This is a genomic window from Paenarthrobacter sp. GQ52, assembly GCF_059759005.1.
This window is the reverse complement of record NZ_JCAXEJ010000016.1, coordinates 27,872-53,655: the sequence shown is the minus strand read 5'-3', so window position 1 is coordinate 53,655 and position 25,784 is coordinate 27,872. Positions and strand designations below refer to the sequence as shown.

General features: G+C 62.8%; 25 protein-coding genes and 2 riboswitches. Of the genes, 12 read left to right on the top strand and 13 right to left on the bottom strand.

What is annotated here, in order from left to right; genetic code table 11:
• Position 1 precedes the first annotated feature (1 nt).
• Complete coding sequence (locus AC6CH8_RS17690; RefSeq protein WP_017199499.1) at positions 2–484, bottom strand: cation:proton antiporter regulatory subunit; 483 nt, start codon at positions 482–484, stop codon at positions 2–4.
• Positions 485–548: 64 nt separating this feature from the next.
• A complete protein-coding gene (locus AC6CH8_RS17685) occupies positions 549–1,952 on the bottom strand; it encodes an MFS transporter (RefSeq protein WP_179017770.1) in 1,404 nt (467 codons plus the stop codon).
• A 203-nt stretch (positions 1,953–2,155) separates the two neighbouring features.
• On the opposite strand from AC6CH8_RS17685, the gene AC6CH8_RS17680 reads away from it, so the two are divergent.
• From AC6CH8_RS17680 to mnhG, 6 genes are read left to right on the top strand one after another with little or no spacing between them, the layout of a single operon-like run.
• Positions 2,156–5,173, top strand: a complete 3,018-nt coding sequence (locus AC6CH8_RS17680; RefSeq protein WP_498191681.1) for a Na+/H+ antiporter subunit A — start codon at positions 2,156–2,158, stop codon at positions 5,171–5,173.
• Complete coding sequence (locus AC6CH8_RS17675; protein ID WP_091469832.1) at positions 5,170–5,670, top strand: Na(+)/H(+) antiporter subunit C; 501 nt, start codon at positions 5,170–5,172, stop codon at positions 5,668–5,670. The genes AC6CH8_RS17680 and AC6CH8_RS17675 overlap by 4 nt, the downstream gene beginning before the upstream one ends.
• On the top strand, positions 5,667–7,280 hold the full coding sequence (locus AC6CH8_RS17670) for a Na+/H+ antiporter subunit D (RefSeq protein ID WP_498191680.1): 1,614 nt from the start codon (positions 5,667–5,669) through the stop codon (positions 7,278–7,280). The genes AC6CH8_RS17675 and AC6CH8_RS17670 overlap by 4 nt, the downstream gene beginning before the upstream one ends.
• Positions 7,277–7,843: a Na+/H+ antiporter subunit E gene (locus AC6CH8_RS17665; protein ID WP_179017768.1), complete on the top strand. Its 567-nt coding sequence runs from the start codon at positions 7,277–7,279 to the stop codon at positions 7,841–7,843. The genes AC6CH8_RS17670 and AC6CH8_RS17665 overlap by 4 nt, the downstream gene beginning before the upstream one ends.
• Positions 7,840–8,118 carry an MrpF/PhaF family protein gene (locus AC6CH8_RS17660; RefSeq protein ID WP_498191679.1) on the top strand — a complete coding sequence of 93 codons (279 nt, stop codon included), beginning with the start codon at positions 7,840–7,842 and terminating at the stop codon, positions 8,116–8,118. The genes AC6CH8_RS17665 and AC6CH8_RS17660 overlap by 4 nt, the downstream gene beginning before the upstream one ends.
• The gene (gene mnhG, locus AC6CH8_RS17655; protein WP_498191678.1) at positions 8,108–8,500 is read left to right on the top strand and encodes a monovalent cation/H(+) antiporter subunit G; all 393 of its coding nucleotides are present in this window, start codon (positions 8,108–8,110) and stop codon (positions 8,498–8,500) included. The genes AC6CH8_RS17660 and mnhG overlap by 11 nt, the downstream gene beginning before the upstream one ends.
• Before the next feature lie 71 nt (positions 8,501–8,571).
• Here mnhG and AC6CH8_RS17650 read toward each other — a convergent pair whose 3' ends face one another.
• Together AC6CH8_RS17650 and AC6CH8_RS17645 are read right to left on the bottom strand one after the other, a co-directional pair.
• Positions 8,572–8,832 (bottom strand): DUF4235 domain-containing protein, encoded by a 261-nt coding sequence (locus AC6CH8_RS17650; RefSeq protein WP_017199491.1) that lies wholly within the window; start codon positions 8,830–8,832, stop codon positions 8,572–8,574.
• Positions 8,833–8,868: 36 nt separating this feature from the next.
• Complete coding sequence (locus tag AC6CH8_RS17645) at positions 8,869–9,558, bottom strand: NUDIX hydrolase (RefSeq protein WP_498191677.1); 690 nt, start codon at positions 9,556–9,558, stop codon at positions 8,869–8,871.
• A gap of 355 nt (positions 9,559–9,913) precedes the next feature.
• Positions 9,914–10,050, top strand: a riboswitch (TPP riboswitch).
• A 75-nt stretch (positions 10,051–10,125) separates the two neighbouring features.
• On the opposite strand from AC6CH8_RS17645, the gene AC6CH8_RS17640 reads away from it, so the two are divergent.
• From AC6CH8_RS17640 to AC6CH8_RS17630, 3 genes are read left to right on the top strand one after another with little or no spacing between them, the layout of a single operon-like run.
• Entirely contained in the window at positions 10,126–10,746 is a 621-nt protein-coding gene (locus tag AC6CH8_RS17640) for an ECF transporter S component (RefSeq protein ID WP_498191676.1), read from the top strand.
• Complete coding sequence (locus AC6CH8_RS17635; RefSeq protein WP_498191675.1) at positions 10,746–12,338, top strand: ABC transporter ATP-binding protein; 1,593 nt, start codon at positions 10,746–10,748, stop codon at positions 12,336–12,338. The genes AC6CH8_RS17640 and AC6CH8_RS17635 overlap by 1 nt, the downstream gene beginning before the upstream one ends.
• On the top strand, positions 12,335–13,129 hold the full coding sequence (locus tag AC6CH8_RS17630; RefSeq protein ID WP_498191674.1) for an energy-coupling factor transporter transmembrane component T family protein: 795 nt from the start codon (positions 12,335–12,337) through the stop codon (positions 13,127–13,129). The genes AC6CH8_RS17635 and AC6CH8_RS17630 overlap by 4 nt, the downstream gene beginning before the upstream one ends.
• Here AC6CH8_RS17630 and AC6CH8_RS17625 read toward each other — a convergent pair.
• Positions 13,126–13,725 (bottom strand): GNAT family N-acetyltransferase, encoded by a 600-nt coding sequence (locus AC6CH8_RS17625; RefSeq protein WP_178995809.1) that lies wholly within the window; start codon positions 13,723–13,725, stop codon positions 13,126–13,128. The two genes, AC6CH8_RS17630 and AC6CH8_RS17625, sit on opposite strands and share 4 nt — an antisense overlap.
• A gap of 59 nt (positions 13,726–13,784) precedes the next feature.
• Complete coding sequence (locus tag AC6CH8_RS17620) at positions 13,785–15,905, bottom strand: penicillin acylase family protein (RefSeq protein WP_498191673.1); 2,121 nt, start codon at positions 15,903–15,905, stop codon at positions 13,785–13,787.
• A gap of 101 nt (positions 15,906–16,006) precedes the next feature.
• On the opposite strand from AC6CH8_RS17620, the gene AC6CH8_RS17615 reads away from it, so the two are divergent.
• The gene (locus AC6CH8_RS17615; RefSeq protein ID WP_498191672.1) at positions 16,007–16,741 is read left to right on the top strand and encodes a siderophore-interacting protein; all 735 of its coding nucleotides are present in this window, start codon (positions 16,007–16,009) and stop codon (positions 16,739–16,741) included.
• Positions 16,742–16,755: 14 nt separating this feature from the next.
• Here the strand turns inward: AC6CH8_RS17615 and AC6CH8_RS17610 are convergent, their stop codons facing one another.
• Positions 16,756–17,235 carry a hypothetical protein gene (locus AC6CH8_RS17610; RefSeq protein ID WP_420179175.1) on the bottom strand — a complete coding sequence of 160 codons (480 nt, stop codon included), beginning with the start codon at positions 17,233–17,235 and terminating at the stop codon, positions 16,756–16,758.
• Positions 17,232–18,188: a WXG100 family type VII secretion target gene (locus AC6CH8_RS17605; protein ID WP_498191671.1), complete on the bottom strand. Its 957-nt coding sequence runs from the start codon at positions 18,186–18,188 to the stop codon at positions 17,232–17,234. Before AC6CH8_RS17605 ends, AC6CH8_RS17610 begins: the two co-directional genes overlap by 4 nt.
• A 213-nt stretch (positions 18,189–18,401) precedes the next feature.
• Here AC6CH8_RS17605 and AC6CH8_RS17600 point away from each other — a divergent pair, with 213 nt between their 5' ends.
• Together AC6CH8_RS17600 and AC6CH8_RS17595 are read left to right on the top strand one after the other, a co-directional pair.
• Complete coding sequence (locus AC6CH8_RS17600) at positions 18,402–19,925, top strand: UDP-N-acetylglucosamine 1-carboxyvinyltransferase (protein ID WP_091469865.1); 1,524 nt, start codon at positions 18,402–18,404, stop codon at positions 19,923–19,925.
• A gap of 156 nt (positions 19,926–20,081) precedes the next feature.
• Positions 20,082–21,278 carry a glutamate--cysteine ligase 2 gene (locus AC6CH8_RS17595; protein WP_498191669.1) on the top strand — a complete coding sequence of 399 codons (1,197 nt, stop codon included), beginning with the start codon at positions 20,082–20,084 and terminating at the stop codon, positions 21,276–21,278.
• Here the strand turns inward: AC6CH8_RS17595 and AC6CH8_RS17590 are convergent.
• From AC6CH8_RS17590 to AC6CH8_RS17570, 5 genes are all read right to left on the bottom strand, one after another.
• Positions 21,265–21,885 (bottom strand): hypothetical protein, encoded by a 621-nt coding sequence (locus AC6CH8_RS17590; protein ID WP_420179172.1) that lies wholly within the window; start codon positions 21,883–21,885, stop codon positions 21,265–21,267. The genes AC6CH8_RS17595 and AC6CH8_RS17590 overlap by 14 nt on opposite strands.
• A 10-nt stretch (positions 21,886–21,895) precedes the next feature.
• The gene (locus tag AC6CH8_RS17585) at positions 21,896–23,104 is read right to left on the bottom strand and encodes an O-succinylhomoserine sulfhydrylase (protein WP_498191668.1); all 1,209 of its coding nucleotides are present in this window, start codon (positions 23,102–23,104) and stop codon (positions 21,896–21,898) included.
• On the bottom strand, positions 23,105–23,515 hold the full coding sequence (locus tag AC6CH8_RS17580; protein WP_091469876.1) for a rhodanese-like domain-containing protein: 411 nt from the start codon (positions 23,513–23,515) through the stop codon (positions 23,105–23,107).
• Complete coding sequence (locus AC6CH8_RS17575) at positions 23,512–23,778, bottom strand: DUF1737 domain-containing protein (protein ID WP_054808796.1); 267 nt, start codon at positions 23,776–23,778, stop codon at positions 23,512–23,514. The genes AC6CH8_RS17580 and AC6CH8_RS17575 overlap by 4 nt, the downstream gene beginning before the upstream one ends.
• 13 nt (positions 23,779–23,791) lie before the next feature.
• Positions 23,792–23,903: riboswitch (SAM riboswitch) on the bottom strand.
• Between the two features lie 83 nt (positions 23,904–23,986).
• The gene (locus AC6CH8_RS17570) at positions 23,987–25,690 is read right to left on the bottom strand and encodes a SulP family inorganic anion transporter (protein ID WP_498191667.1); all 1,704 of its coding nucleotides are present in this window, start codon (positions 25,688–25,690) and stop codon (positions 23,987–23,989) included.
• Positions 25,691–25,784 lie beyond the last annotated feature (94 nt).

Below are 25,784 nucleotides of genomic sequence, written 5' to 3'. Positions count from 1 at the left end.
GTCAGCCGTTGCGGAGGATGTCGGCTGCCGAGTCAAGACCTTCCTGCGTGCCGACCGCTACGAGCAAATCACCGGTGTGAAGTACGACGTCGGGTGCCGGCGAGGGGACAACCTCACCTTCGCGCATGATCGCCACGATGGAAACACCACTCCGGGTGCGGATCTGCGCCTTGCCCATGGGCTGGTTGACGAAGGGTGAATCCGGGGTGATGGAGAACTGGCGGGTAACGATGCCCGGTATCTCGCGATGTTCTTCTGCCAAGCGCATGGCAATGTGCTGGCCGCCCAAGAGGTTCCCCAGTGTCGATGCTTCGTCTGCTGTCAACGGGATGGAGGCTTGGCACGTGTCGGGGTCGTCCCAGGTGGACACGAACAGCTCGGTCTCACCCTCGCGAAGTTCCACCACACCGATGCGACGGCCCGACGCCGTGACGAAATCCTTGCGGATCCCGAGGCCCGGGAGTTCAGTCTCATCCACGTTCATAGCTACACCCTAACTCTGTTGTATGGGTCTGGTACGGCGATAATGCTCAGCCAGTCCTATGTAGTTAACGCTCAGGGACCACGGCTATTTCCACCTTGGCCGGTGGCTTCACTGGGAGGATCACCAACAGGCCGGCCAGAAGGACCACCATGATTCCCAGGATGCCCCAGCGCTGGGCTTCACCTTCTGCCACAAGCGGCGAGGCGATGGCGATACACAGCGTGAAGAGCGTCGGTGCGAGGAAGCTGACGGCCCGCCCAGTGGTCGCGTAGAGCCCGAAAAGCTCCCCGGATTCTCCGTGGGGGGCAAGCCTTGCAAGATATGCGCGTGAGGACGATTGTGCCGGTCCCACGAACAAGCAGAGCAGCAGGCCGAAGACCCAGAACGTAGTGGCACCTGGCCAGTCATTGCCAAAGAAAACGTAGTCGCCGTTACCCAGGACCAGAATGGCCGTGCCTGCGACGAGAAGTCCAATCAGCGAGAGGATAATGACTGCCTTCGGTCCGATCCTGTCGTCGAGGAAGCCTCCAATGATTGCACCGACGGCCGCCACGACGTTGCCGAAGATAGCGAAGAAGATAACGTCCTTGAGCTCGAAGCCGAACGTCCCCGCGGCGATGACGCCGCCGAAAGTAAATACTGCCGCCAAGCCGTCACGGAAGATGGCACTGGAAAGCAGGAAGTAGATGGTGTGGGGGCTGGTCCGATAGATGGCCCCAATGCGGCGGAACAACAACTTGTAGGACGCAATGAAACCCAGCGACGCGGTGCTCTTCTTCACGGAAACTTCAGGAACAGCGAACATCACGGGAAGGGCAAAGATGAAGAACCACAGTGCCGAGAAGATGGCAACGAGCCGGATGTTCAAGGAGTCCTGCGTTGAAGCGCCAAACCACTCGAAGGAGGGCTGCACGAATAGCTGAAGAACCAGGAGGAGCGCAACGATGCCGCCCAGGTAACCCATGGCCCACCCGAAGCCGCTGACCCTGCCGATGTTCCGGGGCGTAGATATCTGCGCCAGCATGGCGTTGTAGTTCACGCCGGCAAACTCAAAGAAAATGTTGCCGAGTGCTATCAGGCATACCCCTAGCAGCAGGAACTCCGGTTGGGGGAACACGAAGAAACAGAGCGCTGTCAGGACAGCTGTTGCGGCGGTGTTGACACCGAGCCACATCTTGCGGCGTCCCCCGGCGTCGGAACGCTGCCCGGTGACGGGAGCCAGCAAGGCAATGGCGAGGCCGGCAACGGCGAGGGCAGCACCGAGCGCGGCCGATGCCGCATCTTCTCCGCCGAACGCATTGGACGTGAGGTAAACGGTGAAGACGAAGGTGGTCATCACCGCTTGGAAGGCAGCTGAGCCCCAGTCCCAGGATGCCCAAGCAAGGATCTGTCCTTTCTTGGAAGCGACGGGTCCTGAGGCAAGCTCGGACGTCGAGTGGGAGGCTTCGGGAACTGCGGCCGCGTTCATAGCTTGAATGCTATAGCGACAGCGGAGAACGGCGGGTAGATGACAGACCGCTATGTGGAGAACGCGGCTTTAAGCCATGCGCGCAGTCAGCTTCCCATGCCAAAAACTGTCGGTTCGCCTTGATAAACTAGCTAAACCGAACCCAACGTATGACCGCCTGCTCCAACTTTTGACAATATGTTCCTGACTTTGCGGAGATAACAGTGATCACAGTTCTCGCCATCACCTTTGTAGCGGCAACTGTGGCGCCTTTGATCTTCAGCAAACTCGGCAGGAATGCCTTCTATGCTCTTGCAGCGGTTCCCGTAGGTGCCTTCATTTGGCTGCTTTTCCAGTACGGCCCTGTATATTCCGGTGGTGGCATAGAAGAAGTCATCCCATGGATTCCCAGCCTGAAGCTTGAGCTCGCCTTCCGTATGGATCCCTTGGCCTGGGTGATGTCCTTACTGATCCTCGGAGTGGGATCCCTGGTTTTGGTTTATTGCGCCAGGTACTTCAAGAACAAGGATGCCGGCCTGGGCGGATTCGGCGCTCAACTGCTCGCTTTTGCCGGAGCCATGTTCGGTTTGGTGACCTCCGATGACCTGCTGATGCTCTTCATCTTCTGGGAGCTCACCACCATCCTTTCCTATCTGCTGATCGGCTACGCCCGCACACGTCTGGCGGCGCGGCGTTCTGCACTGCAGGCACTCATGGTCACCACCGCGGGTGGCCTCGCCATGCTCGTCGGCCTCATCATCCTGGGGCAGGCCGCAGGAACCTATCGCATTTCGACGATACTGGACCAAGCCGGGCCGCTCATGGCCGGACCGATGCAGGGAGCGGTGGCCACCGCCGTCGTACTTATCCTGGCTGGCGCCGTAACCAAATCGGCGCTTGTCCCATTCCATTTCTGGCTTCCAGGTGCCATGGCAGCGCCCACCCCCGTGAGCGCGTATCTTCACGCTGCCGCGATGGTCAAAGCCGGCATCTACATCGTGGCTCGCCTTGCTCCCGGGTTTTCGGCGTCGGAGTTTTGGCTTCCCGTGGTTCTGGGGCTGGGCTTGGCCACCATGCTCGTGGGTGGTTACCGGGCCCTACGCCAGACAGACATCAAACTGATCCTTGCCTACGGCACGGTCAGCCAGCTCGGCTTCCTCACCATGGTGGTGGGATTAGGACGTCCCGACGCTGCCCTGGCCGGACTCGGACTGCTGCTGGCGCATGGCTTGTTCAAGGCCGCGCTGTTCCTGGTAGTGGGCATCATCGATCACCAGTCCGGGACACGCGATATCCGCAAGCTTTCCGGCGTTTTCCGTTCGTCGCGGGCGCTGGGTGTTGTGGCCGGTATCGCAGCGGCGTCCATGGCCGGTGTGCCACCCCTGGCAGGTTTCGTAGCCAAAGAGTCAGTGTTTGAAGCCTTCGTCCACTACGGCACCGGTGATGGCGCTCCAGCGTGGGGCATCTTGATCCTGGTGGGCCTGGTCATCGGATCGATCCTGACGTTCGCCTACAGCGCCCGGTTCATGTGGGGAGCCTTTGCCGTCAAGCCCGGCGTGGAACCTACCCCGTTCAAGCCCATCAAACCGGCATTCCTGGCAGCACCGGCCATCCTTAGTTTGCTCACTATCGTCTATGGATTATGGCCAACGCCCGTGGACACCTGGATCCAGCCTTACGCAGCGCTGTTCGCTGACGGTCCGGACGCGGTCGACGCCGGACACTTGGCTTTGTGGCATGGCGTCACCCCCGCGTTGGGCCTGACCACGCTGACGTTCGCGGCCGGCGCCGCGATGTTCTACTGGCGCAACCTCGTTGCCCGTGCCCAAAGCCTGGTCCCGGACTGGGTGGACGGCGACAGGGCTTACCAGAACACCATCGGCGCGCTGGACGACATCGCGGTTTGGGTGACAGGCCGCACGCAGCGTGGTTCGCTGTACTTCTACCTCGCGGTGATCCTCAGCGTGGCATTCGCGGTTCCGATGACGGCGCTGATCGTGGCGAACAAGCCACTGCCGGACGGCATGTACTTCATCGACCCGAACTCGCCACTGCAAGTAGTGGCAGGCATCGGCATCGTGGTGGGTGCCCTGGCTGCCGTCCGGGCCAACAAGCGTTTCCTCGCCGTGCTCATGGTGTCCGTCACGGGTTACGGCATTGCCCTCATGTTCGCACTCCAAGGCGCACCGGACCTCGCACTGACCCAAATGCTGGTGGAAACCATTGTGCTGGTTGCTTTCGTGCTGGCCATGCGCAGCCTGCCCGCTGAGTTGAGGGACAGGACCGGGGGTCGGCTCAGGGTAATCCGCGTGATCATTGGTGCGGCCTTTGGCATCACCATGATTTTCGTGGCGATTTACGCCATGGGCGCGCGCGTTGCCACCCCCATCTCACTGGACTTCCCGCGGTTGGCGTATGAAGGCGGCGGGGGACTGAACGTAGTCAACGTGACCCTGGTGGATATTCGCGCCTGGGACACGTTCGGTGAGATCTCGGTGCTCGCGATTGCTGCCACGGGTGTAGCCAGCCTGATCTTCGTCCGCAGCCGCGGCGACCGGATCAAGACTTCGGAGGCCGTGCCGGAAGGCAGCGTCGGGCGACGCACCGGCGTCGACCGTGACTCCCGCGACGGCGCCACCTTGGCCGTGGCGAAGAAGTTCACCGACGTGAGCCGCGATGCGTGGCTGGTTGCCGGCCGTACCCTGGCCCCCGAACGCCGCTCGATCATCTTCGAAGTGGTCACCAGACTGATCTTCCACTCCATGATCGTGTTCTCCATTTATCTTCTCCTCGCCGGGCACAACCTTCCGGGCGGCGGCTTTGCCGGCGGCCTCACCGCCGGGCTCGCACTGACAATCCGCTACCTAGCGGGTGGGCGGTTCGAGTTGAGCGAGGCAGCCACCGTCAGCGCGGGGACCCTTTTGGGGACAGGACTGGCGACGGCGGCCGCTTCCGGTGTGGTGCCGCTCTTCCTGGGCGGACAGGTGTTCCAGAGCGCCATTATCGAGTTCTGGCTACCGGTCTTCGGTGACGTCAAGTTCGTCACTTCCACCATTTTCGACATTGGCGTTTACGTCGTGGTGGTGGGGTTGGCGCTCGATGTCCTTCGGAGCCTCGGTGCCGAGATCGACGAACACTTTGAAGGCAAGGGTGCCCCGCTGGCTGAGGAAGATGCAGCCGGGCATGCCGACCTCGCCGAGGAAGCCGCCGAATCCGCTGCGTCCGGGAAGGGCAACGCATGAGCATCAACCTGACCCTGCTGATCGTCATGGGCGTCCTGTACGCCTGCGGGATCTATTTGATCCTGGAACGCAGCCTGACGCGCGTGCTGTTGGGTTTGATGCTGCTGGCTAATGCCACCAACATCCTGATCCTGAGCACGGGAGGGTACGCAGGCCTTGCCCCTTTGTTCGATAAGGAAACGAACCCGGAAACGTACAACGATCCTTTGCCCCAGGCCCTGATCCTGACGTCGATCGTCATTTCGTTCGCTGTCACCGCCTTTATGCTCGGCATCATTTACCGCACATGGGTCCTGGCTCGCCAGGATGAAATCCAGGATGACCTCGAAGACGTCCGCGTGGCCAAGACTCCGAGCTTCGATGCGGAGGACGACGCCATCGTCCCGCTGGAAACGTCCGAATTCGCCATCACCCCGGCCAGCCCTGCAAATAAGGACAGGCCCGACGCGACCGAAACCCCCAACACGGCTTCGAACCAGGAAGGAGGCAGCGCGTGAATCTCGCAAACCTGTCGCCGCTAGCTGTCCTCCTACCGATCCTTGGCGCTGCCCTGGCATTCCTGCTGATCCGGCACCACAGCGCACAGCGGGTAGTGAGCATTGGCATCCTGAGCGCGACTCTCCTCCTCGAATGCCTGCTCCTGGTCTCCGTGTGGGACGGCGGCACAACGTCCGTCACGCTGGGCGGATGGCTGCCGCCGTGGGGCGTGGTCCTCGTGGTGGACCAATTCTCTTCGCTGATGCTGGTGGTTTCCACTGTGGTCAGCCTGGCGGTGCTCATCTACGCGACCGGCCAGGGCATGGCCGACGGCGACCAGGAAGCGCCGGTCTCGATCTTCCACCCCACCTACCTGATCCTGGTGGCGGGCGTGTCCAATGCGTTCCTGACCGGTGACCTCTTCAACCTCTACGTCGGTTTCGAAATCCTCCTGACGGCCAGTTACGTCCTCATGACACTGGGCGGAACCGGACCGCGCATCCGGGCGGGCGTCACCTACGTTGTGGTTTCCGTGGTGTCGTCCGTGCTGTTCCTCATCGCTATCGCCATGATCTACGGTGCCACCGGAACCATCACCATGGCGGACCTTGCCATCAAACTTGCCGAACTGGATCAGGGCACGCAGAACCTTCTGCACGTGATGCTGTTGGTGGCGTTCGGCATCAAGGCAGCAGTCTTCCCTTTGTCGTTCTGGCTTCCAGACTCTTATCCGACGGCGCCCGCTCCAGTCACCGCCGTGTTCGCCGGGTTGTTGACCAAAGTGGGCGTATACGCCATGGTCCGCACGGAAACACTGCTGTTCCCCGGGGATACCCTCAACGTCCCGCTGATGGTGGTGGCGCTACTCACCATGATTGTCGGAATTCTGGGCGCCTTGGCCCAGAGCGACATCAAACGTCTCCTGTCCTTCACGCTTGTTAGCCACATCGGCTATATGGTGTTTGGCCTCGCCATGAGTTCCGTGGCCGGGTTGGGTGCTGCGGTTTTCTACGTTGCGCACCACATCACCGTGCAGACCAGCCTGTTCCTGGTCACAGGTCTCATAGAGCGGCGCGGCGGCAGCTCGTCCATTGACCGTTTGGGTGGCCTTGCGAAGCTCTCGCCATTGCTTGCGTTGCTGTTCTTTGTTCCGGCCATGAACCTTGCGGGCATTCCGCCGTTCTCCGGCTTCCTCGGAAAGCTGGGGCTGCTGCAGGCCGGCGTGGAGTTGGGGACACCCTTGGCAATCGTGCTGGTGGTGGGTGGCGTTGTCACCAGCCTCCTGACATTGCTGGCCATCGCCCGTGTCTGGAACAGGGCGTTCTGGCGCAAACCCGAGGACGCAGAATACCCGGACCCTGTGCTGATGACCCCCGGCAATGTGGGTGTCCTGCCCCGCACCATGGTTGGCTCCACGGCGGGTCTGGTGGTGTTCGGGGTGGCGCTCACTGTATTCGCGGGGCCGCTCTTCAAAGTTGCTGACGGTTCCGCCGGGATCATGCTGGACCGCTCAGCGTACATCCACTCGGTCCTGGGCGATTCCGTTGAGGTGCCGCCGTTGGCACAAACAGACGAACCGCGGACGGGCGAAGCACCGTCAGCTGAGACACAGCCGGGTGATGCCAAGTGAGCCGAAAACCCATTTCCTTCCGCACGGAGTTGCCGCTCCTCGTCTGGTTGGTCATCGTGTGGGGCGCGCTGTGGCGGGACTTCAGCCCGGGCAACCTGTTGTTCGGTGCCCTGATCGCCGTGCTGGTGGCCAAACTGTTCTACCTCCCGCCCGTGGAGCTCAGTGGCAGGTTCAACATTCTGCGCGCTATTCCCTTCGCTCTGATGTTCCTCGGCAAAGTGGTGGCAGCGAGCTTCCTGGTTCTGTACCTGGCTGTAGCCAAAGGACCCACGGTGCGTAGCGCCGTCGTCGCCGTTCCGTTGCGGAGCCATTCAGACCTGATGGTGACAGCCACCGGGCACGTGATCTCGTTGATCCCGGGTTCACTGGTGGTGGAAGTGGACCGCTCAACGTCCACGCTGTACCTGCACGCGCTCAACATTTATGAGGAAGCGGACATCGACAAGATCCGCGAGGAAACCCAAGTCATTGAGGCGAGATTGATCCGCATCATGGGCACGCGCGAAGAAGTCGCAGCCCTCAATGCAGAACAGCGCCCGGGAATGGAAGGGGCAACGCTATGAAGGAAATCGTTCTCGTGGCAACGGCTGTAATCCTTAGCCTCGCCGCGGCAGGGGCAATTGTCCGGATCGCGATCGGTCCGTCCTTGCTGGATAGGGTTCTGGCATCGGATGTCTTGCTGGCGATCCTGGGTGCCGCCCTGGCAATCGACATGGCAATGAACAAGCACCTTAACAACTTGATGCTGCTGGTGGCCCTCGCGGTGATCGGGTTCATTGGCTCGGTGACCGTGGCCCGGTTCGTAGCCGAACGGAGGGAGCAGAGCAATGAGTCCTGATGCCACCGGCTTGGATTTTGTGATCGACGCCGTCACTGCACTGTTCCTGGTGGTGGGCGCACTGATGTCCCTCGGCGCCGCTATTGGCTTGTTGAGATTTCCGGACCTCATGAGCCGCATGCACGCGGCCACCAAGCCGCAGGTTCTGGGGTTGTTCCTCATGCTGGCTGCGATCGGCCTCCAGATGCGGACCTGGTGGGTATGGCCAGTCCTTCTGGTGGCGTGGATTTTCCAGCTCCTGACGGCCCCGGTTTCCGCTCACATGGTGGGCCGCTCCGCCTACCGCACCAAGCACGGGCATCGCGAAATGCTCACCAAGGATGAACTTGAAGCGGTTGTGCAGCGGGCGGCCGCGGGGCAAGAGCCCGGGAGCCAGCGCTAGGAGCAGCAGAAACAACGAACGCCGGGACTACCCTTATGGGTGATCCCGGCGTTGTGTTGTGGTGCGGTTGCCTAGACGATGTCGTGGGTCTTGGCGAAGCGTGCAATGGCGCGCTGCGTGCCCCTGCTCGCCAGGACCTGGATGAGTGTGCTGACGAAGGCTGAAATCAGCGCGAAAGTCAGGGCCGAGCGAAGACTCGATTCCATGTCGTCGTTGCCCAAGGGTGGCTTGTTGCCCGTGGCCTTTTCCCACCCTTTGTTGACAAGTTTGGTACCTACGAAGCCTGCTCCGAGACTTACACCGGCGCCGATCAGCTTGAAGAAGAGGTTCATGCTCCCAGCCTAACCGGCTCCAGCTCGTTCCAAGCGCTAGCGGCGGTTTTCCCGCTCCTTGAGGAACGCAGCCATGGAGCCGACAGGTGCCAGAACCGGAACAACATCGTGTTCGGCCGACCAAAGAACATCCACTGTGGCGAACCCGGCGATTTCTTTGAGCAGGTAGTACGTGGGCGGCATCAGCTTCAGGGTGCCCGCGGCCTCCGCCGCAAGAATGTCCGCTACCGGCATCCACAGCGATTGCCAGGCCTCCGTGGTCTGGTGCCGGGGTTCGGCCCCCGGGGAGGGCTTGGCAACAAAAAAGTAGGTGTCGAATCGCTTGGGCATGTCTGTCGGTGTGATCCAGTTGGCCCACGGGCGGAGGTCAGAGGCATCGATGCTGAGCCCGGCTTCCTCCTTGACTTCACGGATTGCGGCGGAAAGCACCGTTCCGGCGTTCTTGGTGGCTTCGCCCGCGCCACTGCAGATGGAGCTCTGCTGCCAGTCCGCCGCGTGGCGTTGAAGCAGGTCCGAGGGGTAGTCCCAGCCGGACTCGTCCGCGGCATCCACCCGCCCACCGGGGAAGACCACCATGCCGGCGGCGAAGTCCATGGTGCTCACCCTGTGCTGGACAAAGGCTTCGAGTCCGCCCGGGGCGTCACGGAGGAGGATGACGCTCGCGGCCAGGCGCGGCTGGGGCACTTCTGTGGGAAGGGGGAGGTCTTGCTGGGGAAGGTCAGTCATGAAGGTGCCCCTTTGCCGCGGTGGATTCTGCTGGTTCATTCTCTCAGGTCTCGTTGTGAGGCCTGGTGTGCAGGGAATGGCGTGGGGGATGGGTGCAGAGCGGGCCTCGCAACGCGCCCCCGTCTCGTTGTGGGGCCTGGTGTGCAGGGAATGGTGTGGGATAAGGGTGCTGAGTGGGCCTCGCAACGCGCCCCCGTCTCGTTGTGAGGCCTGGTGTGCAGGGAATGGTGTGGGGTAAGCGTGCAGAGCGGGCCTCGCAACGCACCACCACTGCCGATTGTGACCGCCTGCCGGCAACAGACCAACACCCGCCACAGACTCAGGTGTAAACTGAACCAGCCCATCAGGGCAGATTTGATAACGACAGGGGAGCGCCGCCGTCGGACTCTGCAGAGATGCAGGAGACGCGAGGGCGCTGAGAGTGCGGACAGCCGCAGACCCTCGAACCTGATCCGGTTAGTACCGGCGCAAGGGAGTCGAGCTTCTCAGAGTGTCCGGATCCGGGCGGCGCAGGCCAGCCGGATTCCGGGGAGCACTTTCCCCTCCTGTAACCTCAGGAGGCAGAAAATGACCACGGTAAACGTGAAGAAGACCAGTTATAACTGGCGTGTTGTAGACATCGTTGTGGCGGCCTTGATCGCCATCGCGGGAGGCGTGATCTTCTGGGCATGGTCCCAAGGCGCCGCACTGGTATCCATCCCCATGAACGCGACGTATCCGCCTCTCACCGGCCTGATTGCCGGCGGCTGGATGATCCCCGCGGTCCTGGGCATGCTCATTATCCGCAAGCCGGGTGCAGCCCTGTTCTGTGAGACTGTTGCCGCCACCGGTGAGCTCATCCTGGGTTCGCAGTACGGCACCACCGTGCTCATCTCCGGCGTTCTGCAGGGCCTGGGCGCGGAACTCATCTTTGCCGCCGTCCGGTACAAGAAGTTCAACCTGCCCACTGCCCTCCTCGCCGGTGCGGGCGCGGGCCTCTTCTGCGGCCTGAACGACTCCTTCCTCCCGTGGGGTTGGAACATCGCCTATGAAGCCGTCGACAAGCTGGCCTACATCACCTTCACCACAATTTCCGGCGCAATCATCGCGGGCGCACTCTCCTGGGTGGCGACACGCGGCCTGGCCAAGACCGGCGTGCTGAGTTCCTTCGCCTCGCGCAAGGCCGCTTCGGAGCCCGTCTTCAGCTGATGTCGGCCACGCAAAGCGGCACGGTGAGGCCTGCCGCCATCTCAGCCGAGGGCTGGGGTTGGCGGCATGCCGGCCGTGCCCAAGCTGCCATTCAGGGCCTCGACCTTCGGATCGAACCCGGGGAGCGCGTACTGCTGCTCGGACCTTCGGGTGCCGGCAAATCCACGCTCCTTCATGCCCTCGCCGGGGTGCTGGGGGATGAGGAAGATGACTCGGATGAGACCGGCTCCCTGCTGATCGACGGCGTGGCGCCCCGCGAGCAGCGTGGACGCGCGGGACTGATGCAGCAGGACCCCGAGACGCAGGTGGTTTTGTCGAGGGTTGGCGACGACGTTGCCTTCGGTGCAGAGAACCTTGCCGTGCCGCGGGACGAGATTTGGTCCCGTGTCCATGAAGCGCTCGACGACGTCGGGTTGCGTACCGCTGCCGGCGGAGGTCTGGCGTTGGATCACCCGACGGCGGCGCTCTCAGGCGGTCAGAAGCAGCGCCTTGCGCTTGCGGGCATTTTGGCGATGCGGCCCGGGCTGATCCTGTTGGACGAACCAACGGCCAACTTGGATCCTGCAGGGGTGCTGGAGGTCCGTGATGCTGTTGGGCGATGCCTGGACAAGACCGGCGCCACGCTGGTTGTGGTGGAACACCGTGTGTCCGTGTGGAAAGACCTGGTGGACAGGATTGTGGTCTTGCAGCCAGGGTCGGCCGCAGGATCCAGCACGGACGCAGGGACCGGGAATGCTGCCGGCGGCGTCCTCTTGGACGGCCCTCCCGACCAGGTCCTTTCCGAGGCCCGCACCCTGCTGATGTCGGCTGGCGTCTGGGTGCCGGGGTACGTTCCGGCAACCCGCACCCGCCGTAAAGAACCAGACGCCGCGCAGCTTCTCCTCGCAGCCCAGGACCTTGCTGTTTCCCGACTAAAGCCACGGCGCAAGGGTTTCAAAACCATCCCGCCTGTTCCGGTGCAAACGGACATCAGTGCGCAGGTCCGGGCAGGCCAAGCCCTGACCATTACGGGTCCCAATGGTGCCGGGAAGTCCACGTTTGCGCTCACGTTGGCAGGCCTTTTGGCGCCCGTGGACGGCAAAGTGAGTGCCGCCGTCGAACTTTCCGAGGGGGCGGGCATTGATCCGTTCAAGTGGAAAGCAGACCAGCTGATTTCCCGCATCGGGACGGTGTTCCAGGAGCCGGAACATCAGTTCGTCACGGGCAAGGTCCTGGATGAGTTGATGTTTGGTCCGAAGCATCTGGGCCACGGCGAGGAGCGCGTGGACGAGTTGCTGGAACGGTTGCGGCTCACCCATCTCGTCGACGCCAATCCGTATACGTTATCCGGCGGGGAAAAGCGCCGGCTCTCGGTGGCCACGGTGCTGGCCGCGCACCCCAAAGTCCTTGTTCTGGACGAGCCAACGTTTGGCCAGGACGCGAATACCTGGGCCGAGCTGGCGTCGTTCCTTTCCGAGTTGCTGGACGCCGGAACCGCGGTGGTCTCCGTAACCCACGATCAGGAATTCAGTGCTGTACTCGGCGGAACCGAACTACGGCTCGGTCCGATACCGCAAGGCAGAGCAACGCATCAGGAAGCGGGTGCAGCGTGAGGGATGCACTGAACATCCGCGGCAACCACGCCCTGCTGACTCGTGCCAACCCTTTGGCGAAGTTCGTGTCGGTCTTCCTGATTTCCCTGGTGCTGGCCTTGTCGATCGACTGGGTCTCTGCGTCGACGGCGCTCCTTGCGGAACTGGCTCTCTTCCCGCTTGCCGGCCTCACCATCAGGCTTTTGTGGCTGCGGGCCTGGCCCCTGATCATTGCGGCAGCGATCGGCGGCTGGAGCACTGCAATAGTGGCGGCGGACAACGGCGCTGTACTGCTCGACGTCGGACTCTGGTCCATCAGCGAAGGTTCCCTGGAGCTGGGGCTCGGTTTCATGCTGCGCGGTTTGGCGATCGCGTTGCCGGCGATCCTGCTGATGACCTGCACCGACCCCACCGACCTGGCCGATGCGCTGGCGCAGAAGGCCAAGCTGCCGCACCGCTTTGTCCTCGGATCGTTAGCTTCGATGAGGCTTGTAGGGCTCATGGCGGAGGAATGGCAAACCATAGGAATGGCCCGCCGCGCCCGCGGAGTGGGTTCCCAAGGCAGCCCCTTCCAGCGGTTGAAGGCCACGCTCGGCCAGAGTTTCGGTCTGTTGGTTCAGGCGGTTCGGCGGGCATCCCGACTGGCAGTGACCATGGAAGCGCGCGGCTTCGGCGGCGGGCCACGGACGTGGGCACGCGAATCCACGTACTCACTGCTGGACGCGTGGGTGGTCCTTGGCGGGTTGGTCATCGCAGCCGGTGCAGTGCTGGCGGCTGTGGGTGCGGGAACCTGGAGTTTCGTCTGGCGCTAGCGGGCCCGCTGCTCCTGGATCTCATCAAAGCCCGCCCGTGTCAGGAACCCTAGCTGGGCCTCCTTCTCCGCCAACTGAATGATGGGTCCCAGCTCGAAGCACGTCGCTTCCAGACGACGAAGGGCCTTGGCATTGCGGGAGTCCGGCTCCACCACAATCCGGTCCTTGCCCGGCAGGGAGAACATGTACTTGATCAAGGACGTGCCCAGCCGCGGGGTGAAATGCGGAATGGGCCGAGTGGCCGGGGCCAGCAGCAGGTGCATGCCGATGTCTTCCTCGCGGGCGGGGTAGGCCTCGCCGACGGGATCGTGCAGCGGCTCGTACGTCTGGAAGAGGGCCAAAGGCTCCCCGTCCAGGATGGCCAGGAACGCGTGGTGGGTTTCCAGGGAGTCAAGGAACTCGTAGATCCCCAGGACTTCTTCGCGGGAGTTCTCCGTCATTCCCCAGAACTTTGCCCGGGGCTGGGTCACCCATTCGAAGATGAGGTCGATGTCCTCGATGGGTACTAACGGAACAATGCGGAGCGCACCCCAGCCTTCCAGGTCTTCGGAGTAGACGGTGGTGCGGACGGAAAAGTCCTGGGTGGTGGTGGTCATGGTGTCCTTCGGGCTGTGGGTCGGGCTGTGGGTGGGACTGATGCGGGAACAGGAATGAGTCAGGGCGTGTCGTTGGTCAGAAGCGACCAATCAGTGACCACCGGGGCGAGTTCCCCGGCTGTCCAGAGCGGGAGCTGGTCGGCGAAGTGCTTGTGACCAGGCACGCCGGAGGCGCCGAATGGCACGATCCAGCGGCTGTTCTGCCGATCGGCCAGGTCCCACACGTAGCGGGCCACGGGCCCGCGGAAGCTACGGTCATCGACGCCGGGGAGGCTCTCGGTGCACAGTACACACCCGGTATCTCCACTGAGGTCGGCAGTGGGTGCCGACGTTGCGAGCGGGCCAGGAAGGACATGCACCGGCAGGAGCTTGTGCCGGTCGCCCCAGGCAGCACCATTCAGCATGGATTCCTCCAACGCGGCGTCTTCGAGCGCCGCGGCAGCTTCCACTCCGACGCTGATGCCAAGCTCGGAGCCACGGACCAGCAGGGTCTCAAGGGCAAAACCGACACGCGACGCCACTGACAACCACGGCCCGAACAATGGTGAGTAACCTGTGGGCTCATTCAAGGGCGCAAGCGCGGAATGCCGCGCCAGGCGCTGGATCAGCGCACCACGCCACGCAGCGAAAACGGCGGCGCGATGGCTGCCGGCCTCCATGAGGCCATCCCAGTCCAACAGGAGGACCCGCAAATCCTTCGCCTCCTTGGAGAGATCCTGGACGTCCAGGCCGGAGAGCATCGAACGGAACAACGGCCACGGACCCAGTAGCGTGTCCGTGTGGATGGCCTGCATATTGTCTACGGACAGAGGCCCGGGAGCCAGTTCCAGCAATTCCCGGATGCGCCGGGCACGATGCACAGGTGCAAACTCCATGGCCACTTGGTCACCGCCTCCTGCCGCGCGGTCATTCGCGCTCACGGCAAACTGCTGGACCTCGGTGCGAGGCAGGATCACGTACTGGCCCTCCCACTCATGACGGGCGGAGAAGGCCGGTGCGGGCAGGCGCCGGTTGGCCGGATTGCGCTGCGGGACCAGCCCGGCAACGAAGTGCCTCACAGACCCGTGAACGTCGGCGGCCACCACACTGTTGACGGGCTCAACCCAGGCATCGAAGGCAGCCTCCACCTCGGAGACGCTTTGGCTCCGTAGCAACGGCAGGAGGGCCTCGAACCCCAGCCGCCCCTGAACCCTGGCCGGGAAGCGCAAACTGAGGGCGCCGCCGTCGGGCGTTTCCGAGATGACCGGACCCCGATCGGTCTCGATAATCTCAACGGACACAGCCTCACCGTCGCGGACGCGGATGGTTTCGGAACTCACGACGGCGGGTTCCCAGCCTTCCGCTCCGCGCGCCTCGATGCGCTCACCCGTGAAGTCGCTGACCCGGCGCAACTCCTCGATGAAAAGATCCTGGTAGTCGGCCATGGCGTTGGTGATGGCCCAAGCGGTGCTGCCCGTATGGGCAAAATGGGGGAGGCCGGGAACACCCGGGAACGCGAATCCGATCGCATCGAACTCCGGGCAGGCGAGCCGTATTTGCTGGTAGACGCCGGGCAGCTCCATGAGGCGGTGGGGGTCGCCGGCAATCAAGGGAAGCCCACTGGCCGTCGTCGATCCATGCGCTGCCCAAACGTTGCTGCCTGACCAAACCGGTGCTTCGATGCTGAACAAGCTCACGGCGTCGTCGCCGAGTGTCCGCGCGACGTGGGCCCGGAACAGTTTGTTGGGGAAGGTGGAAAACAGGATGTGATGGACCAGGAAGACGCCGAGCGGGGTCCACGGATTCCACGGCTCGGGGATGCTGCCGGATTCTTCGAACTCGGGCCCTCCGCGTCGGCCGTCTGACAGGGCATGGTTGATGCCCGCCACGTATTGTCCGCACCAGCGCTGAGTGGCGGCGTCGAGGTTCTCAAAGCAGCGACGCGCGGTGTCATCCAGCCGGGCCTGCCGGGCGAACCGGTCCCAGACCACCACGTCTGCACCCAATACCTCAGCTGCGCGGCCCTCCGAGCGCCACCGTTCCAGCTCGATCTGCCACGAGCGGTCCGTGGCCGCATTCATACCCTGGAGAAAGGCGAGTTCATCGGCGGAATCCGCCCACAAGTGCGGGATTCCCCACTCATCGCGGTACGTTCCGGGGCCGCCTGCCGGGGCGGGTTGGTGCGTGGGGGCAGGCGTCATAATCTCTGGCCACTTTCGAGCTTAGGTTAGGCTTACTTTAGCTCAAGATAAATGGCTTTGGCCCCGTTCACAAATCGTGGACATTCGTGAAGGAGTGTTGCTTGAAGCGCAATTGGGAAGGCGTCGTCCTCAAAGTCATGGGCGCCAAGGACTTCACCCTGGAGGTCACGGGCCGGGACGAGATCACCCCGGACTTCCTCCGCGTGCACGTGCGTGACGGCGGACTACTGGAGCGCAGCGGCCAGCATCCCACCATGTGGATCCGGCTCTGGTTCAACGATTCCGGCAAGGCTCACCAGCGCGCCTACACGTTGGTCAACGCCTCCCCCGCGGATGGTACGTTCAGCATGGACTTCGCGATGCACGACGGCGTCGCGGCTGATTGGGCCCGTTCCGTGCAGCCCGGCGACACCATCGACGCCACTGTCCAAGGCAGTTCCTTCACCTTCCCGCATCCCGCTCCGCGCCGGATCTTTTTGGTGGGGGACCCTGCGTCCATCCCGGCAGTCAACTCGCTGCTGGACGAGCGCCAGCGCGTTGCTGCGGGCGCGGCTCCAGTGACCGCTTGGCTGGAATACCAGCACGACGCCGACCCCTCGCTTGAGGTGCGTACCTCCGATTCCGACGTCGTCACCTGGATTCCGCGCAAACGCGACGGCGCCGCTTTGGTGGAGGAAGTCTGCGGCGCACTCACAGCGGACACTGTTTCCGTTAGCGAAGACTTCTTCTGGATCGCATGCGAAGCCTCAAGCACGCGGGCAATCGTCAAGCACCTGCGGAAAGAACTCGGAGTGGACAAGCACCGGATTGATGCGCTCGGGTACTGGCGGGTCTAGTTCTTCTTCGCGGGTTACTCGCGCCAGTTGAGGAAGCCCTTCTTCCCCTCCGGCGGAGTGAGCACAACGTCGCGGCCGTACTTCTTCCTGGCGTCAGCCCCGGAGAATGCGTCCGGGACAATGCGGACCGCTTTAGTCACCTTGCCGTCTTTCAGGAAGACAAAGAGTGCCGGTGAAGCGGTATAGCGGCTCTCCTTGGTGAGGGGTTCGCCAAAAGCCTCCTCAATGTCCTTGGCCGGGGTTCCCGACGTGACAAAACCTGCTTGGTCCCAGTCGAAGTCCGTGGCGTCGGCCAGCTTGAGCGATGTGCCGTTCTTGGCGGACTCCAGGACTTGATCGTTGAGGTGATCGTTCGTTTCGGGCATGACGGATCCTCCGAGGGAACAGGATGCCAAGGCACAGGCCAGGACAAAGGTGAGCAAGGTGGTAACGGTGACGCGGAGCGCTGCAGTCTTGGGGCGGCGTCGTAAGTTGTTGGTGCATGGAAGAGTCACGATGTCGTCCTGGACTCGTCGTTGAACTCCGGATCCTCGCCAGGGGCGGGCTCGGCATTGCCTGCATCACCCGTCTGGTCAGCGGGGACCTCGTTTGAAGGGTGCGGCAATAGGTCAGGTCCCACCACCACGGTGTCTCCGTTGTTGACCGCGTCCTCGATCAAGTCTGCAAGCTCCTCAGCACTGGCGTCCGGATTGGCGATGGCCACGTTGCGCCCAACTTCATTGTTATACAGATCCATGGCCTCGCGGGGAGCCGGATTCCCGGGGAGCTGTTCGTGAGCCGTAGCGTAATCCTCTGCCCAGTCCGCGCCGAACTCCTTCACCATGAGGGCATTCCAATAAGCGTGGCGGAAGGCATCGTTCTGGTCGTCGTTGCGATCTTCGCTGGGGAAGCGCTCGTCGGCAACACTGAAGGCGTCGTCGTGGATGCCCTTGAAAGCGTTCAGCTCAAAGGGGCCCAGGCCATTCAGGAGTTCCGCTTCCTTCTCGGTCACCACCTTCTGGTCCACCACGAACCGCAGCGGATCCCAGTCGCCGGGCCAGTTGGTGGTTTCGGCGTCGCTGACTTGGTACTGGTCCAGGATTTCTTCTGGCGTGGGCTGGGTGGGGTCCGTGGCAGCCGCTGTCTTCGTTGTTGCGTCGGTACCCGGGTTGCTGGAGCTGCCTGAGCTGCCGCCGGCGCCCTCGGTGGACGCGCCCGCCTGCTCGTCGGCATTGGTGAGCACGGACTTGGACGCTTCTTCTATCCCGCGCGAGGTCCTTTCAAGCAGGGGGCGTAGGTGGCCCTGCCAGTCGGAAGCGAAACGCTTGGCATCCTGCCCCTGCCAGTAACCGCCCTGGGCGATCAAGGAGTCGAGCTCCCGGGCGCGGCTAGTAAGCAGCGATGCTCCGCTGGCGAGCGCTTTGGATAGTGCTTTGAGTTGATCGACGTCGGCGCCGTAGAAAGGCATATTTCCCCCTGAGCTTTCCCGTACATCCTTCGCTAACCCTCGTTAGGGCACAATGGGGAGCTCTGCCCTTGATGAAACTGAGGGAAAGCGTTCACGAGAAGTAAGCCGCCGTCGTCGTGCTTTATATCGCACAGAACGGGTACGGTGTGATGTATGCCGCTGATTCGTTGTTTTGCTCTTCACTTCTAGCTCATTTGTGATATTTTTTTGGGTATGACGCAACCTACCGCCGAGAATGTAGGCCTCCTGCTCCGCGACGCCCGGGGTGAAAAAGGCTGGACGCAAGGGCAGCTGGCTACTGAGCTGGGAACCAGCCAGAGCGCAATCGCCCGGATGGAACAGGGCAAACAGAATCTCAGCCTCCGGATGATCGAACGCCTTGAAGCCATTTTTGGGCGCTCCATCGTCAAAGTGGGCAAGCCGCAGATGACCCACCTCCGCGTGGAGGGTGGCAGGACCCTATCCGGCGAAGTGGACGTCAACAGCAGTAAGAATGCCGGTGTCGCCCTCTTGTGTGCCAGCCTGATCAACCGCGGAACCACCACTCTGCGCCGGCTGGCACGGATTGAGGAAGTCAACAGGATCGTCGAGGTATTGACGTCCATCGGTGTGGAATGCACGTGGCTCAACGGAAGCGACCTCCGTCTCCGCCGCCCCGAGGTCCTGGATCTTGAATCCATGGACGTTGACGCAGCCCGACGCACACGCAGCGTCATCATGCTGCTCGGTCCGCTTCTGGACGAAACCAGCGAATACCTGCTGCCCTACGCCGGTGGCTGCGATTTGGGTACGCGCACTGTGGAACCGCACATGCAGGCGCTTCGCCAGTTCGGCCTCGAGGTGGAAGCGAAGTCCGGTTTCTACTCCGTGACCGCACCTCCCGGTGACGAACTCCACCGTTCCTTCGTTCTGACCGAACGCGGCGACACCGTGACGGAGAATGCCATCATGGCGGCCGCCCACCGTGAGGGCACCACCATCATTCGGAACGCCAGCCCCAATTACATGGTGCAGGACCTCTGCTTCTATTTGCAGGGCCTGGGCGTGGACATCGACGGCGTCGGAACCACCACACTGAAGATCACCGGACGCTCAGCCATTGATGTAGACATTGAGTACTTCCCGTCTGAAGACCCCATCGAGGCAATGAGCCTCATCACCGCAGGCATCGTGACCAACTCCGAGGTCACCATCCGACGGGTTCCCATCGAGTTCATGGAAATCGAGCTTGCCACCCTGGAGCAGATGGGCCAGAACCTCGAAATCTCCGGCGAGTACATGGCTCGCAACGGGCGTACCCGGCTGGTGGACGTGACTACCAAGCCCTCGGAGCTCCGCGCGCCGCAGGACAAGATCCACCCGATGCCGTTCCCGGGCCTGAACATCGACAACCTGCCGTTCTTTGCGGTGATTGCAGGCAATGCCGAGGGGCAGACCATGATCCACGACTGGGTCTACGAGAACCGTGCAATCTACTTGACGGAGCTCAACAAGCTGGGCGCCCAAGTGCAGCTTTTGGATCCGCACCGGATCTACGTCAATGGGCCTACCAAGTGGCGTGCCGCTGAAATCGGCTGCCCGCCGGCCCTGCGACCTGCGGCCTGCCTCCTTCTGGCAATGTTGGCGGCCCGGGGAACCTCCGAGCTTCGCAACATTTACGTGATCGAGCGCGGCTATGAGGACCTCGCCGAGCGCCTGAACACGATCGGTGCGAAGATCGAGTACTTCCAGGACTAGGGCCTGCTGGCCGGCCGCGCACCCTTTCTTCCTTTTCGGCGCGCCCGTTCCCGCCATATGCTCCAAGTAACTCTGGTGCGAATGGCGGGAACGGGTGCGAAAAGTCCCGGAAGCACAAGCCCTGTCCTCACCAGCCCTCCTGACGCAGAATGGAGCATGCGCACTTTCGGGGTTGAGGAAGAGCTGCTCATCGTCGATCCTGTGACGGGCGAGCCCCTGGCCCTCGCGGACGCACTCCTTGCGGGCCACGCTGAACCCCGCACTGCCACGGGCCTCAGCCACGAGCTCAAACTGGAGCAGATCGAGACACAGACCCGCCCATGCCATAGTTACGGCGAGCTCCTGCAACAGATCCGCCGTGGCCGGGCCATGGCCAACGAGGCCGCACGGCAGCATGGAGCGCGGGTTGCCGCAATCGCCACGTCTCCCTTGGCCTCGAATACTCACACCACTCCGGACCCCCGGTATGCCGCGATGCTGGATCGCTTCGGCATCATTGCCACGGAGCAGCTGACGTGCGGATTCCACGTGCACACATCAGTGGAGTCGCCCGAGGAAGGCGTGGTGGTACTGGACCACATCCGGGACAAACTGGCCGTCCTGACAGCCCTAACCGCCAACTCGCCTTACTGGCGGGGGCTTCCCACTGGTTTCGACAGCTACCGCACACAGGCTTGGAATCGCTGGCCGACGTCCGGCCCTTCCTCCGTCTTTGGCTCCCTTACTGCTTATCGACGCATCGTGAAGCGCCTCCTGGAAACGGGCGTGATCATGGATGAAGGCATGATCTACTTTGACGCCCGCATCTCCAGGAACCACCCCACTGTTGAGGTCCGCGTGGCCGACGTCTGCCTCCGCGCTGAGGACGCGGCCCTCATGGCGGTGCTGGTGCGGGCTTTGGTGGAGACGGCCTCCTTGGAAATGCTCGACGGCGTGGAACCCACCGCGGTGCCCACGGCACTCCTGCGGATGGCGAGTTGGCAGGCCAGCAATTCGGGTCTGCGCGGAGATCTCCTGGACTTCGGTGACTTCCTACCTCAGCCAGCGGCGGACGTCGTGTGGGCATTGGTTGATTACCTGAGCCCGGTCCTGGACGACCAAAACGAGTTGGAACTCGTCAAAGCCGGGATTTCGGACTTACTGGCGCGGGGCAATGGTGCCCACGAACAACTGGAAGCCGCCGAACGCTACAACAAAAGGCAGCGCGAAGGGCAAACCCAGACGGGAAGTCCGCCCACCAACGAAGCCCTGGCCGCCGTCGTCGCACATGCTGCGAAGGTGACGGTGCGCGGCACTGCCGCCGATGCCCATAAGGAACCCTCGCCCATGCTGACCCGGGTCAGGCGGCCCTAGGCTTGTCGGCTGCCGGCTCTTCCCAGGCCATCAGGTAGGCGCCGACGGTCCCCTCCACGAGGTAGAAAAAGAGCGGTGGGATGTCCTTCTTGGCCAGAAGGACGGCTCCGTAGATGGGTGCGGCGGCCGCAGCCGTGACCCCGATCCACCGTTTGGCAGGTAAAGAAAGAAGGCTCCCGCCGAGCGCAGCCAACGCCACAACATGCAGCCCGGAATACAACAGGAACGGAGCGCTGGAACCGCGGCGGTAGGCGAACCCTTCAATGTCGGAAGCCCGCCGGGCAACGCTGGAGACGAAGAACGGTGCACCGGCCAGCAGCGCGGCCGCAGCGGCGTAGGCCCACTTCTTCGCCCTCGTGCGCGGAGCTCCCATAGCTGGAATGGCACGGGCGAACGCCGCGAATCCTATGGGCACTGCGACGGTCCCGGCCGCGGTAATGTGCTGACCTGTGATCCAGCCGCGCTGGCCGGCTTGCAGCATGCGGAGGCGTTCGGCGTCATCGGGGGTGATGTAGACACGTGAGACCGGCGAAATCCCGACGAACCACACCGCCGTGCCGGCAACGATCACGGATCCGGCACGGCGATAGGGATGGTTCCCGCTCATGGCAGCAAGGTTAGACCTGTTTGAGTGCCTTCTCCAGATCCAGGATGAGGTCGTCCACGTCTTCAAGCCCGACAGACAGGCGAACCACACCATCGGAGAGCCCGATGGCCGCACGGCCCTCAGGCCCCATGGCCCGGTGGGTGGTGGTTGCCGGGTGCGTGATGAGGGACTTGGAATCGCCAAGGTTGTTGGAGATATCGATGACACGGAGGCCATCGAGCAAGGCAAACGCAGCGTCTTTGGCTGTACGCCCGGCCGAAGGAAGCAGCTCGACCGTCAGCACAGTACCGCCGGCCTTCATCTGCTTCGCAGCGAGCTCGTACTGAGGGTGGGACTTCAACAGCGGGTACTTGACCCAGCTGATGGCGGGTTGCTGCTCGAGCCACTCTGCGATCTTCAGAGCAGAAGCCGAGCTGTGATTCACTCGCAGTCCCATAGTCTCCAAGCCCTTGGTCAGCACCCAGGCATTGAACGCCGAAAGCGACGGGCCAGTGTGCCGCATGAGCTGCTTGACCGGACCATCGATGAATTCCTTGGTGCCTAGGATCGCGCCGCCAAGGACTCGTCCCTGGCCATCAATGTGCTTGGTCCCGGAGTACACGATCACGTCTGCACCCAGCTCACCACAGCGTTGCAGCAGGGGAGTGGCAAAGACATTGTCGACGACGACAGTCGCCCCGGCGGCATGGGCCAGTTCGCTGACGGCAGCGATATCGACGATCTCCTGCATGGGGTTGGACGGTGACTCGAAGAACACCGCAGTGGTGGGCTCGGACAGGGCTTCGCGCCACTGCTCAAGGTCGGGTCCGTCAACAAAGACCGTCTCCACGCCCCACCGGGGAAGGATCTCGTTGAGGATCACGAAGCAGGAGCCGAACAGCGAGCGGGCAGCAACCACACGGTCACCGGCAGCCAGCAAGGCACCCAGGGCGGTGAAGACTGCAGACATGCCGGACGCCGTCGCGAAGCACGCCTCGGTTCCTTCGAGCAGCCGCAGCCGCTCCTGGAACGTGGCCACGGACGGGTTGCCGTAACGGGAGTAGACGAATCGTTCGTCCTCGCCGGTGAAGGCACGTTCGGCGGCGGCAGCGGATTCGTAGACGAAACCGGAGTTCAGGAAAACGGGTTCGGACGTTTCCTGGAAATTGGTGCGGTCAAGGCCACCGCGGACGGCCTGGGTGTCAGGGCTCCAGCCGGCGGCGTCGGGATTAAAAGTCACTTACTCGGTCCCCAGATTCGTCGGCAGGCCACGGTTCTTCCAACCATTGACGGTGCGCTCACCGTAGCGGTCCGGTTCGCCTTCGAAGCCCTCCAGGACGTTGTAGGCAGTGAAGCCGGCCTGGGTTGCGGCGATGGCCGCCGAGATGGAGCGTTGCCCGGAACGGCATAGGAAAACGAGCTCAACGCCGTCGTCCTCGGGAGCCTGTTGCTGAAGGTCTTCAATAAAGCGGGAGTTCGGAATTCCGCCGGCCAAGTTCCACTGGATGAACAGGGGGTCGTTCTCGGTAGCTTTGGTGTCAGGGATTCCAATGTGGGCCCATTCGCCCTCGGTCCGGACGTCAACCAGGATGGCACCGTCTTGAAGTTTGGCCCACGCGTCGTGCGGGGTCAGGTCACCTGCGTAGCTCATGCGTGGCCCTCGAACGCTTCTTCGTCGTCGTAGTTCTCCAACTGGTCAACGGCATTGGCCACTGCGGCATCCGCTGTGGCGATCGCGGTCGGCAGGACAACGGCTTGGGCAACGATGACGTCCGTGCCGTTGAACGTAGCTGCCGGGCTCCCGTGGAGGACGTAACCTTCGGCGAGGGCATTGTGGATGCGCTCGCAGAAGTCGCGGGTGTCCGGGCCTGTCACCAGGCGGTAGGAGAGTTTTTCTTCAGTGGGTTCAGGCATAGCTGGTGCTCCTCAGTCACGCTTGCAGTACGAATTGTCGATACGCCGAGTAGTCACCTGAGGCACCCCGCCGGAGAGAGGGTTGCCGACCAGCAAGTCAGGGCTTTGCGCTGGTACTCATTACTCAAGAAAAACGTAACATCCACGGGCATCCGGCCGCACTTGCGAGTGGTGGGGCGGCCGTCATGTTGCGTAATCGGCGGCCGTTTCACTCTTCGTCCCTGAGCGTGCGGACGGCGGCGCCGACTGTAGGAAAGAAGTGGTCCGGCGTGAAACGGGCTGCCGTTCCGAGGCGGATCAGCTTGTCCTTCACAGGACCTTTGAGTTCGGCGAACACCAGATCCACGCCGTGACGGGCCAACCATTCATCCAGCGTGACGAGGTCGTCCAGGGCCGTGGTGTCGATGCCTGTGATGGGTTCCGCCGCCAGGATGACGTGGGAGATATTATCCGAAGCTTCGTCCAGTTGTTCCCGGACAAAGCTTGCAAGAACCTGCCCGTTGCCGAAGAACAGCGGTGCATCGAAACGGAGGATCAGGAGCCCGGGGATGCGTGCGCCGTTGGGGTGTCGTTCAAGATCGTGGTACCCAGGGAGCCCTTCTTCGGCACCGAGTTCTGTTCGGTATGGATCCCAGGCCCGCCGCACGAAGTCCAAGAGCGCCAATGCTATGGCCACCACGATTCCCTGGAGCACACCCACTGTAAGGACGCCCAGGAATGCAGCCAACATCACCACGGATTCGCTCCGGCTCAGGCTCAACAGGCGCCGGACGCCGGCCGGGTCCGCCAGGGCTATCGCTGCGGCAATCACGACGGCGGCCAAGGTGGCGGACGGAAGGTACTCGGTCACCCCTGGAGCCAGCAGCATGAAAGCAAGCACCAGTACCGAACCCACCACGCCGGTCATCTGGGACTTGGCACCAGCGTCCACAGCCACAGGGGTCCTCGATGTACTGCCGGAGATGGGGAATCCGCCCAGCAGGCCCGTGGCAGCATTGGCTGCCCCAAGTGCTGCCATTTCCCTGTTGCCGGAAACCTTCTTGCCTTCCTTGGCTGCCAATGTTTGGGACAGGACGCCGGTGTCCGCGAAGGCCATGAGGGCGATCCCTGCCGCAGCGGGAAGCAGCGTGAGTGCGTCCGCCCAGCCAATGCCGCCGAGCGCGGGCATCGGGAGGCCCTGCGGCAGGACTCCGGTGACCTTGACGTCGTCGTTGAGGCTCCAAACGGCCGTTGCGACGCACGAGCCGACCACCGCCAGCAGCACACCCGGCACTTTCCACTTCAGCAGCCGGGGAATCCAGATCAGCGCCAGCGAACCCACGCCCAGCAGCAGCGCGGTGATGTTGACCTCGCCGCCCAGCACCCCGGTGGTGACCTTCGCAAGCTTTTGCCAGATGTCGCCGTCGGCCTCTATCCCCAGGAATGCCGGCAGCTGCGAAAGGGCCACCAGCAAAGCGATCCCGTTCAGGTATCCGAGCCTGATGGGTTTGGAGAGCAGTCCTGTGATGGTCCCGAGTTTGAGGGCCGACCCGGCCAGCATGATCACCCCAATTAACACGGCCAGGAGTCCGGCGAGCGCTACCGACTTTTCGCTGCTACCCGCTGCCAGCGGCACGATTGCCGCGGCAATCATGGGGGCGAGGGAAGAATCGGGGCCGAGGACCAGGATGCGGGAAGGCCCGACGATCGCATAAACCAGCAGCGGGACCACAGTGGCATAGAGACCGGTGACCGGTGGAAGGCCGGCCGCCTGCGCATAGGCCATACCGGCGGGTACCAGCAGGGCGAAGAGGGCAGCACCTGCCACGACGTCGTGCCGGAGCCATTCGCGTTTGTAGCCCTTGAGCGCCCAGACGCCCGAAAGCCGGTCCTTGGCGGAAGACTTGGGGGAAGAACGGGCGGGTGAACTCATACAGCGATCATTCCTGACCCATGCTGTTTGCGGAACAAGGCGGTCGTCGTATGTGGAAATCCAAACCTTCATGAGGCCCGCCCAAATGTGACGC

Bases quoted from the DNA above. Each gene is read 5' to 3' on its own strand.
- AC6CH8_RS17605 (WP_498191671.1), bottom strand. From the start codon at position 18,188: ATGCCTTTCTACGGCGCCGACGTCGATCAACTCAAAGCACTATCCAAA.
- AC6CH8_RS17570 (WP_498191667.1), bottom strand. From the start codon at position 25,690: ATGAGTTCACCCGCCCGTTCTTCCCCCAAGTCTTCCGCCAAGGACCGG.
- mnhG (WP_498191678.1), top strand. From the start codon at position 8,108: ATGAGTCCTGATGCCACCGGCTTGGATTTTGTGATCGACGCCGTCACT.
- AC6CH8_RS17650 (WP_017199491.1), bottom strand. From the start codon at position 8,832: ATGAACCTCTTCTTCAAGCTGATCGGCGCCGGTGTAAGTCTCGGAGCA.
- AC6CH8_RS17575 (WP_054808796.1), bottom strand. From the start codon at position 23,778: ATGCCTGAACCCACTGAAGAAAAACTCTCCTACCGCCTGGTGACAGGC.
- AC6CH8_RS17600 (WP_091469865.1), top strand. From the start codon at position 18,402: ATGACGCAACCTACCGCCGAGAATGTAGGCCTCCTGCTCCGCGACGCC.
- AC6CH8_RS17590 (WP_420179172.1), bottom strand. From the start codon at position 21,885: ATGAGCGGGAACCATCCCTATCGCCGTGCCGGATCCGTGATCGTTGCC.
- AC6CH8_RS17635 (WP_498191675.1), top strand. From the start codon at position 10,746: ATGTCGGCCACGCAAAGCGGCACGGTGAGGCCTGCCGCCATCTCAGCC.
- AC6CH8_RS17690 (WP_017199499.1), bottom strand. From the start codon at position 484: ATGAACGTGGATGAGACTGAACTCCCGGGCCTCGGGATCCGCAAGGAT.
- AC6CH8_RS17595 (WP_498191669.1), top strand. From the start codon at position 20,082: ATGCGCACTTTCGGGGTTGAGGAAGAGCTGCTCATCGTCGATCCTGTG.
- AC6CH8_RS17660 (WP_498191679.1), top strand. From the start codon at position 7,840: ATGAAGGAAATCGTTCTCGTGGCAACGGCTGTAATCCTTAGCCTCGCC.
- AC6CH8_RS17625 (WP_178995809.1), bottom strand. From the start codon at position 13,725: ATGACCACCACCACCCAGGACTTTTCCGTCCGCACCACCGTCTACTCC.
- AC6CH8_RS17620 (WP_498191673.1), bottom strand. From the start codon at position 15,905: ATGACGCCTGCCCCCACGCACCAACCCGCCCCGGCAGGCGGCCCCGGA.
- AC6CH8_RS17685 (WP_179017770.1), bottom strand. From the start codon at position 1,952: ATGAACGCGGCCGCAGTTCCCGAAGCCTCCCACTCGACGTCCGAGCTT.
- AC6CH8_RS17645 (WP_498191677.1), bottom strand. From the start codon at position 9,558: ATGACTGACCTTCCCCAGCAAGACCTCCCCCTTCCCACAGAAGTGCCC.
- AC6CH8_RS17640 (WP_498191676.1), top strand. From the start codon at position 10,126: ATGACCACGGTAAACGTGAAGAAGACCAGTTATAACTGGCGTGTTGTA.
- AC6CH8_RS17580 (WP_091469876.1), bottom strand. From the start codon at position 23,515: ATGAGCTACGCAGGTGACCTGACCCCGCACGACGCGTGGGCCAAACTT.
- AC6CH8_RS17675 (WP_091469832.1), top strand. From the start codon at position 5,170: ATGAGCATCAACCTGACCCTGCTGATCGTCATGGGCGTCCTGTACGCC.